The sequence below is a fragment of the Christiangramia aquimixticola genome (assembly GCF_048285835.1).
Lineage (GTDB): Bacteria > Bacteroidota > Bacteroidia > Flavobacteriales > Flavobacteriaceae > Christiangramia > Christiangramia aquimixticola.
This window is the reverse complement of record NZ_JBLVTL010000004.1, coordinates 1-12,233: the sequence shown is the minus strand read 5'-3', so window position 1 is coordinate 12,233 and position 12,233 is coordinate 1. Positions and strand designations below refer to the sequence as shown.

Sequence of the window (12,233 nt, the reverse complement as noted above, 5' to 3'; positions counted from 1 at the left end):
GTAATCTCGTCACATCCAATTCCGTCGCCACGTGAATAAGCACCTGTAGTCAAATCCTTATTTACAGATTGATTAAACTGGCAAGAGCTTAAAAGTGTAAGAATTAATAAAATTATCGGTATGTTGATTTTTCGCATTGTGGCTGTTTTTTTTAATTGTTGCCAACGGTCTCGGTTAACACAAGTTGCGGGAGTAGGGATGCGGACTTGTCGGTTTAAATATTTTCTTACTTAGGATACTAAATTACACTTTTTCGACAAAACCCGTTATTTGTGATAACCGTTGTTGTGAAGCGTCTTTATCGAATTAATGCAGCACGATTTTTCTCAAATTTCATCTAATTTAGGTCTGAATCTTCTCTTTTTTATTTTTTGCAATTCTAAACATGAATAGAAATAATAAGCTGAAGAATATTATTTCAAAAAAGTATTGAGCAAAATCTATTGATAGAATTGTTCCATCTTCTACTAGAAGAAAATTTGTCAATCCTATTAAGGAGAAAACACAAACTATTATAAAAATTGAGGATAAAATGTATAATATTTTAATCATTCTTTTTGAAGGTAAAGTTGATCGAATTTCCACTTATCAAGAGGTTGTTTACTCATTAAAAGTATCACCTTAATTTCAGAATTTTTTCCTTCTACATCTGTTTCAATTTGAGCATATTCTGCTCCGTCTTCGGATCGAATACTTCCAGATGGGAAGCTTCCAAAACTTTTAATTTCTCCTATTTCTTCAATTAGTTCTTTATTATTTTTCAAATAATCTTTTGCTAGTGCGTATTCATCGGAAGTGGAAATTTTTACTGTATTGCCTAATGTCACTACTATTACAAATAATAATATACCTAGAATTGTATAGGATATGTACTTGATGATCTTATTATTTTTCAAATTTTAAATTTTAAAATTTCTCGTTTAACGGAATTTTCTGATGCTTCACAACGGTCCCGGTTAACGCAAGTTGGCGGAGTAAGGGACGCGGATTTGTCTGCTTTGTGTTTTAATAGTTGGTCAAGTTAATTTTTATCTTTCTAACGCTACCGTCTATTTGCGATAACCGTTGTTGTTATGCGTTTCTAGCCAACGTATTTAGTTTTGAAGTACTCACATATTATAATCATATTTTCATCGAAATTTTCTCCATGTGGCTCCATTTCTCTTTGATAATATGCTTTATGCACTTTTTTCCAGTATTCTAATGATTTATCGCCTTCCCCTTCAACTTCAGCAAATTCAGCGGTGATTTCGTTGTAAGGAGTTGGATCTATTTTTAAAGTTTCTATAACTGCCTTTGGATTTCCATACCAATCCGTTACTATAGCTTGATCTCCAACATTTGGTAATGGTTGATTGTTTTTTTCAAACCACCAAAGTGAAGTTGCAGTTGCTTGTTTAATATTATTTACTACTAAATCTGCACATTCATTTGCATCCTTTTCATTGTCGCAAAAATAAAATGATTCAGGTATTTGTTTTATTTTATTATCAGGATTTAATTTTAAAAATTCCTGCCAAAATTTTTCTATAGTAGTTTCAATATGTTTTATCATTTTTGTTTTAAATCTATATAACTTCTTCTAGAAATGCATTACAACGGTCTCGGTTATCGCCAGTTGGCGGAGTAAGGGACGCGGATTTGTCGGCTTAGTATTGGATTGTTGGTCAAGTTAATTATTTTCTTTCTAGCGCTGCCGCTTATTGGCGATGAACCGTTGTTGGCAATAGTGTGAATTTTAGCATGCATAATATAATCTTAAAAGTATTTGGTTTCCTTTTCTCCATCTAATCCATCCAATTTCATCATTTACAGTTCTGATTTTTACCCAATCTCCTTTCATTTTCAAAAATCCGCCCGTCCAAATTTTATATTTACTTAATAATTCATTTGTAATAATTTTTGAAGTCCCTGTTGGTTCCACTCTTAATGGATTTGTTGATCTGTTAAAGTCAAATCCAACATTCATCCATCCTTTGACAAAATCTTCTGTTGATTCTGTTTTGAAGTCAAGATTACTTTTACTGATGTAGCCCTTTTCTTTTTCGTTTAATAAAACTATATAGTCAGAGGCAGTAACTTCTACGCACTCAAAAGCCAATCTAAAATAGTCAGGATTTAGTGATAATAGCCATGGATCTAAAGGATTATTAAAATCATTTTGCTCATATTTTTTTCCTTTAAACCATGTGGTGATTCCATTTTCGGTAAATACTATTTTTACAATTTCCCGACCTTGATTGTTATAAATTTTTATCGGATTAGAGTAATAATCAAAAGTGTCAGTTAGAGTTATAAAAAATTCTCCAGGTATTTCATTTTCAGTTTCAAAAGAAGAATTATCAGAGTTGAGATAGTCTAATTCAGTCCAATTACTTTTGTTTTGGGAATAAATAAAATTAACTGCAATTAAGAATAATAAATTTATAGTTAGTTGCTTCATATCACATTATTGCCAACGGTCCCGGTTAACGCAAGTTGGCGGAGTAGGGGACGCGGATTTGTCGGCTTAGTGTTTTAATTGTTGATCAAATTAATTATTTTCTTTCTAACGGTGCCGACTATTTGCGATAACCGTTGTTGGCAAAAGTATGTTAGTTTAATTATTCTTCCAGGCCATTCGAATATTACTTGCCCCACATTTTTCTAAATTTTTTATCAATCTTTCCTTATTGTGATAGATTTTGAAATTTTGTGGAACTATGTCATTTATAATTTCGATTGCAGGACTTAATTCATTGTGATAATAATTTTCAACTTGAATCTTCTTTTTAATTCCATTTTTATTAAAAATATACAGTTTAATATCTCCATCAGAAATACATGGATTTGAATATAGAACACCTAAACTGTCAATTTTAATTTGTGATATTTTTTTGATCGCTTTATAAGGCAAGTCAGTCGTTGTATATAAAAGGCTATCTTTTTCATTCTCTAATTCTCCTTGAAAAGTTATAGTCAATTTTTTGTCAGTTAACTTATAAAGAACTGAGTAAGCCATTGAATAGTTATAATCAGCAATTGATAGTTCAAATGGGTCAATTTTTGCAGATTTACAATTTGTAAAAATGAAAACTATCGGAATCAATATTAGACCAAAGAAGTTTCTCATATTTTTGCCAACGGTTACGGTTATCGCAAGTTGCGGGAGTAGGAACGCGGACTTGTCGGCTTAACCTTTTTCTTTCCTGGTTTCCAAAATTACATTTTTTCTACAATACCCGTTATTTGCGATGAACCGATGTTGGCATTTCGTATTTTATGTCTGTCGCTCGTAATGAGTTTGTATTATTTGATTTAAATAAGTTTTGGAACTATTTAATTTAAATTTTAGTTCTTTAGGTAAATCCGAAAACAAAGAATATCCTCCGCCTAACAATATCGGAATGGTTGTAATTATCATTTCGTCAATTAAGTCTTCTTTTAAAAAATTTCTTATTAAGGTACCACCATCAATATAAAGTCGGTAAAATCCTTTTTGGTGAATTTGTTCTAAAATTTCTTTTAATGTTCCTTTTATCAAAAATGCTTTCTCTTTATGACTTTCAGGTATTTCTTTTAGCTTATTACTTAGTATAAAAACTGGTTTATCATATGGCCAATCAATATCAAATCCTATTACAGTTTCAAATGTTATTCGCCCCATAATTATTGCATCAATTCGTTTAATAAAATCCAGATATCCCATATCATCTCCGCCTGGATTTGGTATAGAATTTAACCATTCTATTTTTCCTTCTTTATCAGCAATATAGCCGTCTAAACTTTTGGCGATGAATACGCTATTTTTTTTAATCATAGTTCTTTTCTCTAATTAAAATATGAATGCCAACGGTCCCGGTTAACGCAAGTTGGCGGAGTAAGAGACGCGGATTTGTCGGCTTAGTGTTTTAATAGTTGATCAAGTTAATTATTTTCTTATTTACGGTGCCGCCTATTTGCGATAACCGTTGTTATATGCTGGTGCTGAGCAGTTACATCATTCCAGTTTCATTTATTTCAGAAGCACAATCATTATATGCACAATGAAAAGTCAGTTCTTTCCAGGCAGTTCCTTCTAAACTTTTTAAAATGATTTCACCATTTTCAATATTTAATATGAAAGTATAATCGGCTAAAGTCTTATCTGATTTCTTTCTTTTATTTACTTCATTTTCTAATTCTGTCATTCCAAATTCGTCTATAGCTTGTGGAAGATTATCTGTAGAAAATGTCAATTTTTTCCACGCACTTCCTTTTTTGCTAGTTAAGACAACTTGATCATTAAAAGTTCGAATATTTAATTCAAATTTTTCATGTTTTTTACTGTCATTTTGTGCTTGAGCAGATAAATAAAAAAGTCCGATAGAGATAAGAAGAATTATCTTTTTCATAAGTAGAATTTTTAGTCAGTTTTCAATCTACAAAAAATTTTCTGGCACTTGCATATAACGGTTACGGTTATCGCAAGTTGCGGGAGTAGGGACGCGGACTTGTCGGATTAACCATTTTCTTTACTGGTTTCTAAATTTACATTTTTTACACAAATACCCGTTATTTGCGATAAACCGATGTTGGCAAACGTTTCTAAACTATTAATTTAAAATGTAATTCTCAATTCTTTTCAATACGTCGCTATCCTTTACAATATTTAGATGATTCACATTTTCCATTATTTGTATATCAGCGTATTTAGCAGCTGGTCTATAGACTTCTTTAAATTTACCGGAGTAGAAACTCTCATCTTCTTCACCAACTAAAACTAAGCTACTTGTTCGTAAGTTAGCAATATCTTTTTCATAGTCTTTAGGTGCAAAATTTACTGCCATACGGTAGGAGTAGGATTTATTTTGTAAGCTATCTTCATAAGCTTCTGGTCGGTTGAAAAATAGAACGGGTTTTTCATTATAATTTTGAATACCAATAGTATTCAACATAGATAACCCAACCCACCTTTTAACCCCAACTGTTACCCATCCACCACTTTCCGGTTTTACGGTTGGAGCATCATGTCCTAAATATGGTGCAATCATTATAGCCTTATCAATTTTAGTTAGATTTGAATTGCCAATATATCTTAAAACTAAACCGCCTCCTGAAGAATGTCCTGCCAAAATTATTTTCTTAGCATTTAAGCTATCTTTTGAGTACTTGATAATGTCTTCAATATCTTCTTCCAATTGACCAATGTAATTAATATCAGATTGATCTTTTAGATTACGTCCATGACCTCTCAGATCTGGTGTTATTACTGTTGCAATTTTATCTTGAGAAATATTACCAGCCAATGTTTCCAGGTATCGGCTTTCTGATCCACTGCCATGTATTAAAATTAAAGCGGTTTTAGATTGGCTTGGATAAATTTCACTAAATAGATTATTACCATCACGCATTTTAATCCATTTCTCATTTTTTCTAAAAGATTTTACCGACAGAGTGTCAATAGAACTATAATCATAATTTTCGATTTTCTCCTTTTGTGGAATTGGCCAATGGATGAGTATAAATGCAGTTATGAAGAATAAGCATAAATTGACTGCTAAAAATATTACTACTCGCTTTAGATTTTTTTTCATTATTAGAATTTAATTATTACCCAAAAGTATTTTTAGCCGTTATTAATTTTTAATAAAAGTTACTGAGTTGTATAAATGGAATGCTGAATTGAAATGTTTGCCAACGGTCTCGGCTATGCGTAGTGCGGGATTTCGAGGCACTTCACTGTCCGTTTGTCGTAAAGTTTGTTTAATATAATTAATTTCATATCAGCACTTTCGCCCGCATTACGTATAGCCAATGTTGTATGCCCGTGCTTTTTCATTTTCTTTTCTGTCAGCGTTGGGGCAGACATACTCTTTGGCAAGTTTTGGCTGGCGCGGCTGCTTTAAGCGACTTGCCAATGTGTATGACTGCTATTTCAGTAATCATGTATTGTATTTAATGTATAAACTTCTTAAAAAGTGAAAGCCATTTTCACCATGTAGAAGACAAATTTTATCACCAATTTCTTTATGCCCTTTATCATAAAGATTCTCTACCATTTCATGAAGCTTTCCTCTTGAAATATCATAACTCACCTCTTTCTTGAATAACTCGATTAAAATTAACCCAACTTTTTCGGGGTAATTGTTAATATGCTTTGATAGAGATTCTATAACTGAATATCGATCACGTTGATTTAGATAAGCAACAGATTTAGACAAAATTTCAAATACTTCCTCATCTATTTGTTCGACACTATTTAGCCATTTGCAACAACCGGAGAGTATATAAGAATCTACTTTTTCATCCCCCATTTTAATCGCTTTGTTAAAAAGCTCAACCCAAAATGGTTTGATTTTGTGAATGACCTTTTTCTCAAATGGGAATCTAGGACTCCAAAAGAAGAATATTAAACTTGATAGAACACTTTCATTTTTGGAATTAATCAATGCTTGAATCACTTCTTTATCAATATCAATTGATTCAAAGTCATATAAGTAAGCTGTACAAATTTGTTGAATCAAGCTGTTTTTTGATTCACCTTTTACAATGTCATTTGATATGGCTTTTAAAAGATGTGAGCCTTCTAAAAAAAATCTAAAGTAAACTCTATTTGGCCGTCTATGATGGAAAAAATAACCGCTCATAGCTGCTGACCAATTGGTTTCGTTCTCGATTGGGAAGAGCTTATGGAAATTTTCAAACATCCAATTTTCGTCAAGGAAGTGGATATTTGGTAAAAACTGCCCGATCACATAAAAAAGTAAAGGATCCTCGTCATTCAATTCTATTTTTTGAGTAATTAACTTTTTGATGTCACTTTCCCAACGGTCATTGTCTTTTGCTTCCAAGCGAGCCAATCTTAGAGAATACTGAAAAAGGGTCATGTAGATTTTTCCCTTTGAATTATTCAGTACTGTCATGGACAAATCTGAGTAGTCAAAAACTGGGTGGGCATCATTTTCAAGAATTGTGAAAAGAATTTCTTTTATTATTGGAAGCAGGTCTGCATCAAAAGCATAATTGTCATCTCTTAAACCATCCTCAATAAAGCTAAGTAAGCTTGAAATAAACCAACGACTATAATTATCATCAGAATTATGTGATTCCCAAAACTCTTTCTTTTGGATAATATGGAGAATGGTCTCAAATGCTTCTGTACTGTCAAATTTCTCCTTTTCATCTCTCCAGCTTTCTCCCAATCCTCTTATCCATGCGTAAATTATCTGCGAGGGAGCTTCAATAAGTGGTTTGCAATCCACAATATACTTTCTAGGATTTTTGCGGACTGTCAGTGTCAGCATGTCAATTAATCCATCCGCTGATGGACCCATGAAATCATGATCTTGTTTATTAAATTCATGATAAAATGTGACTGTATCCTCTATGCTCTGTTTCAGTATATCTTCCATTGTTAGTGGGGAAACAGATCCAGAAAGGCTAGAGTGCCAAGAATCAAATCCTGGATGGTCAACATCCGCATCATTTATTTTGTCTAACTCTTTTATCATTTCAGACACAATTTCTGATTCACTTGGCATGAGTGAAGTCAGCCATTCCTTTTTTCGATAAGCAATGGACCTTTCAACCTTGTCTATATCATCTTCAAACTCTTCAGGGATATAATATTCTTTAGAATTAATCCAATCGATTATTTGAGTAATTTCATCAGCAGTGAATTCTGTTGAATGCTCCTTGAGTAATTCATAAACCTCATGTTTGGTAAGTGGTAAGCTTAAGGGGTTTTCTTTTAAATCCCAGAAAAGAACTTTAAACTCGGAATATCTAACACGAATTGTATGAATTGCGATCCTTTTAAAGACTGGGTGTTCTTTGGCAAGAAGTTCCTTTAAAGTTTCAATTAGATCTTTTGAATCTAGTTTCTCAAGTGTATCTCGAACAAGGTAGACTAATTGACAATCGTACTTATCAGGGAATGATGTTTGTTCGTGGTTCTCAATTGCTGGAATAGAAATGTTATTAAAGGCAGTTTTGTCAAGCTCAATGACTTCAATTATTTTTTGTAGGCCTAGGTCTAATAAATCAAACCCGAGTATGGAAATTAATCTTTCTTTGAAATCAGATAGAATCCTTTGAAGTTCATAACTTCTGAATATTGAATGAACTTTTTCAAAAGTTCCTTCGACAATTTTATGGGTTAACAGTAATTCTACCCCCTTTAACAACAAGTCATTTCTACCTATAGAAATCAGTCTCTCCAGAAACTCATTGTAACTATGGCTTATTAACCCATCCCATTTACTTAATAAACCAACTTTGATAAACTCAAAGTGCCTATCATCAATATATTCTTTTGGGAGCGTACAAATAAGCTTTAGTACCGTATAGTCTGTTCGGTAGTTTTCTATTCTTTGATCTTCTGAGTTTCTGTAAAGGCAAATGCTATCAATTATTCTAATAAGGGATTCTGTAGTTTCTTTTTCGGGGGTATTTAAATTTTGATTTGCAATCTCCTCAAGGTAAGTTAGCACACCCCAATAGGGCATTGAATAGAAGCCAGGATTATCTTCGGATTCGACAGGCTCAGGATTTTTTGAACCATCAAAATATTTTTCATTTTCTAAAGGGATTAGCCACTTAGGTGATTTAAGGCCATTGAAAAAATAGATGAATCTAGATTCTGTATTTAACAGATTTGGTAACGTCTTGAGTACTTCTGATGTTGGCTCTTCAAGTAATAAAATTGAGTCTATTCTATCAGCTAGTGCATAGTAGTTTCCGATCAATTTTGATAAAACATCCTCAAATTCATACCATAGATTAATAATATCTTTAGGATTTCTAGGCTCGTTATAAGAACCACTCCTATGCGCGTATTTCGCTAGCCATCGCACAACTTTAATATATTGAGCTGATAGAGGGTGGTCAAAACTGAAACCAAAGGATACCAGAATTGAAGAAATGTGTCCTTTAGCTTCTTTAAAGTCTTCGAAAGTGATGTCACCTAAGTAATCAAAATTCTTGTAGTCTTCCTTAAATTGGTCAAATACCTTTACAAGGTCTTCATTTTTTAATTTTTTCTGAAACTCTTTCTTTAATTGTTTTTGCTCAAATATATCTCGTAAACCACCATCAATCTCTCTGAGAATATGAGCTAATAGATTAGATTTGGTTCCTAAACTAGAGTCAATTAATTGTATTCCGTCTAAGTAAAATTGTGCTATCTCAGGTCCAATAGCTTTTAGCCCTTTGTGTATTTCTATTTGTCTTTCGGTCATTACAATATATGATTAGTGCCGGCAAGAAATAGCTCTTTTGGTTTTCAGCGTTTGCCTGTGTTTCGGCAAAAACCAAATGTGCTATTTGTGCGGTTGGCCTTTTTTTCAGCATGGCATACAACGGTCTCGGTTATCGCCAGTTGGCGGAGTAGGGGACGCGGGTTTGTCGGCTTAGTATTGCTTTGTTGGTCAAGTTAATTATTTTCTTACTAACGCTGCCGCTTATTGGCGATGAACCGTTGTTGTGTGTAGTTTTTTTACCTCAATTATGTTGTATTCTAAAATACTGAAATTCCTTTTCCAGGATAAAGAACTTGAGTTCTTTGAATTATTAATTGGAATCATAACAAACAAATTCTATAACATTGTTTTCAGGATCTTTAATGAAAATAGATTTCCATTTTATCCAATCAAATTTTTCCGTTGTATACTCTAGTTGAGAATTTTTGCATAATTGCAAAATTTCATCATAGTCCTTTTTATCTATTTCCAGTGCGAAATGATGTAGAGAACTTTTTTTGAAACTTATATCTTCAAATTTTTCATTGAAGGCGTTTAAGTTTGTTTTTGAAAATAATGCGAGAGTCTGATTATGACCTTTATACCCTTCGGCGATTTTAAAGAAAGTATAATTTTCTGATTCTTGAATTAATTGAAGTCCGATGATTTCTTGATAGAAATTTTTCATCTTTTCCATGTTATTTACTCTCAAAATAACTTCTCCTAATCCTTTAATTTTATTCTTAATCATTTCTCAAAAAATTACACACAACGGTCCCGGTTAACGCAAGTTGGCGGAGTAGGGGACGCGGATTTGTCGGCTTAGTGTTTTAATAGTTGATCAAGTTAATTATTTTCCTTCTTACGGTGCCGGCTATTTGCGATAACCGTTGTTGTACTGCGTTTTATTGTCTCTTAATTTCATCTAAAGTCCGCCCACTTTTATCCTTCCATTTGTTCCAGCCATTTGTTGATCTGCCTAACACAACTCCTCCTGCTGTACTTGGAGAACCGAATACGTAATCTTGAGCAAATTGATAATTACCATTATGTTCGACGATAATCTCGTTCTTATATAATTTTTGTCGGAGGTTGATCAAGTATTCATGACAAGATGGAGTAGTTTCTTTTTTAGCTTGGGATCCTTTAAAAACTACAAATCCATCATCTATTAAATCTCCCTCTGCTGTTATACCTCTTCCTTTTAAGAATAATAGTTCCTTTGACTCAATTTGTTCTTTTCCAATCTTCTCATAAATCGGAAAGCCTAAAGTTGAAAGAAGAATTTTTATTGTGTCGAAACTATCTAATAAATCAGCTTCCATAGATTCAGTTACGTAAGGTTTACTAGGAGCTGTTAGGTTTTCTGTCAGATATGTACTTGATTCTTTCGCTTGTTCAATTGCTATGTGTTCTAAGTATTTCGCATGTGATTTAGTAAACGCATTTATTTTAGATACCATAACAACTGCATAGTTCCAAAATTCCTTTGTTCTATTATGTTGTTTTAATCTATCTAAACAATCTTCTGCTTCTCCGATATATGCAATTGGTTTCGCCTTTTCAGCTAATTCTCCAAACAAGAAATATATACCTACATTTCTTAATTCACTTCTTGATGATATATATTCCAATTTATTTCTTGGAACTAATACAGCTTTGACAACTCGATTAGTAATCTCAGCGATCTTGACGCTTCTAGGAGATCCATCAGGTAGGAAAATCTGAATAGTTTGTGGTCGATTCATATCTATGTTTAAAATGCAGTACAACGGTCCCGGTTAACGCAAGTTGGCGGAGTAGGGGACGCGGGTTTGTCGGCTTAGTGTTTTAATAGTTGATCAAGTTAAATATTTTCCTTCTAACGGTTCCGCCTATTTGCGATAACCGTTGTTGTGTGTAGTATGGTTAAGGAGAAATCTTTTGTATTTCTAAATTCTTAATTTCTGAGATTGGATAAATGAAATTTTTACTTTCTTTTAAATCCCTAAGAAATATATATTCGGCAGTTTTGCCGACGAAAACTCTGCTTTTGTCACTTTGCACTTTATGATCATTATATAAAAAGCTTATGTCGTATGTTGTATGTCTAATTGTATTTTCCGCCTTTCTTTTTTGATAAATCGTAATAATCAGAAATACTAGAAATATTAAAGGCATAAACTGCATAAATCTGACCGATTTTATTGAATTAGCCTTTTTAGTTCTACTAATCATTGCATAAACAATTGAACACCAAAGCAAAATAAATATTATAATTAAAAGATTATTTTCAAAAAATGGATAATAGTAATTCAGTTCATTTTTTAGTGGAGAAAAAATAATTATTATCCCAATACCTGTATATGTTAGAAAAAAAATCCAAAGTGAATATTTAAGAATAACTCCTATGCTGTTGAATAGAAAAAACAAAAAGTGAGAAATTGCCTTGAGGTATTGTTTCAACGACACTTTTTTTAGGAATAAATTCCATCTAGCTAAAGCTAATTCATTGAAATTATTATATAAAAAACTCGTACTTATATCTTGTTGCGATTTATATCTCTGCAATCTTTCTAGTCTTGGCTCAAGATCCAAATTTTTCACGTTTTCTTTGTCCTCCTTTTTTTCTGGATATTTTGTATTTTCAGTTTTATCCTTTTTTGAAAAGGGTAAAATTATCATAAAAATGATATAGGAAAGTATAAGAAAACCTGTTATAAGAATAGGAGTAATTTCGGATATTATGGAAAACAATATTTCATAAATGGTTAAATAAGGAAAAATTTCTATATCAAAAAATCTATAATAACTGAGATAATTATAGAAGCCTAAGAAAATTAAGGTCGGATAAATTATTGGAATAAATTTATTTAGATATTCGATTTTATTTTTCAATATTATCTGAATTTTGATCCATATTACACACAACGGTTACGGTTAACGCAAGTTGCGGGAGTAGGGACGCGGTCTTGTCGGATTAACTCTTTTCATTCCTGGTTTCTAAAATTACACTTTTTCGGTAAAACCCGTTATTTGCGATAACCGATGTTA

At 32.3% G+C, this 12,233-nt stretch carries 11 protein-coding genes; all 11 read right to left on the bottom strand.

Annotated features, from left to right (window positions below):
* Positions 1-548: 548 nt before the first annotated feature.
* The 11 genes from ACNKXV_RS09270 to ACNKXV_RS09220 all read right to left on the bottom strand — a co-directional run bounded on the left by ACNKXV_RS09270 (position 549) and on the right by ACNKXV_RS09220 (position 12,077).
* A complete protein-coding gene (locus tag ACNKXV_RS09270; protein WP_417907446.1) occupies positions 549-896 on the bottom strand; it encodes a hypothetical protein in 348 nt (115 codons plus the stop codon).
* A gap of 185 nt (positions 897-1,081) precedes the next feature.
* Complete coding sequence (locus ACNKXV_RS09265; protein WP_417907445.1) at positions 1,082-1,555, bottom strand: ASCH domain-containing protein; 474 nt, start codon at positions 1,553-1,555, stop codon at positions 1,082-1,084.
* A 183-nt stretch (positions 1,556-1,738) separates the two neighbouring features.
* A complete protein-coding gene (locus ACNKXV_RS09260) occupies positions 1,739-2,443 on the bottom strand; it encodes a hypothetical protein (RefSeq protein WP_417907444.1) in 705 nt (234 codons plus the stop codon).
* 156 nt (positions 2,444-2,599) lie between these two features.
* Entirely contained in the window at positions 2,600-3,112 is a 513-nt protein-coding gene (locus tag ACNKXV_RS09255; protein ID WP_417907443.1) for a hypothetical protein, read from the bottom strand.
* Positions 3,113-3,259: 147 nt separating this feature from the next.
* Positions 3,260-3,799 (bottom strand): dihydrofolate reductase family protein, encoded by a 540-nt coding sequence (locus ACNKXV_RS09250; RefSeq protein ID WP_417907442.1) that lies wholly within the window; start codon positions 3,797-3,799, stop codon positions 3,260-3,262.
* Positions 3,800-3,974: 175 nt separating this feature from the next.
* A complete protein-coding gene (locus ACNKXV_RS09245; RefSeq protein WP_417907441.1) occupies positions 3,975-4,373 on the bottom strand; it encodes a hypothetical protein in 399 nt (132 codons plus the stop codon).
* Between the two features lie 201 nt (positions 4,374-4,574).
* Positions 4,575-5,555 (bottom strand): alpha/beta hydrolase, encoded by a 981-nt coding sequence (locus ACNKXV_RS09240; RefSeq protein WP_417907440.1) that lies wholly within the window; start codon positions 5,553-5,555, stop codon positions 4,575-4,577.
* Between the two features lie 348 nt (positions 5,556-5,903).
* Positions 5,904-9,200, bottom strand: a complete 3,297-nt coding sequence (locus ACNKXV_RS09235; protein ID WP_417907439.1) for a hypothetical protein — start codon at positions 9,198-9,200, stop codon at positions 5,904-5,906.
* A 331-nt stretch (positions 9,201-9,531) separates the two neighbouring features.
* A complete protein-coding gene (locus ACNKXV_RS09230) occupies positions 9,532-9,951 on the bottom strand; it encodes a VOC family protein (protein ID WP_417907438.1) in 420 nt (139 codons plus the stop codon).
* 154 nt (positions 9,952-10,105) lie between these two features.
* Positions 10,106-10,948: a GIY-YIG nuclease family protein gene (locus tag ACNKXV_RS09225; protein WP_417907437.1), complete on the bottom strand. Its 843-nt coding sequence runs from the start codon at positions 10,946-10,948 to the stop codon at positions 10,106-10,108.
* A gap of 160 nt (positions 10,949-11,108) precedes the next feature.
* Positions 11,109-12,077, bottom strand: coding sequence for a hypothetical protein (locus ACNKXV_RS09220; RefSeq protein ID WP_417907436.1), 969 nt, complete (start codon positions 12,075-12,077; stop codon positions 11,109-11,111).
* Positions 12,078-12,233: the final 156 nt, after the last annotated feature.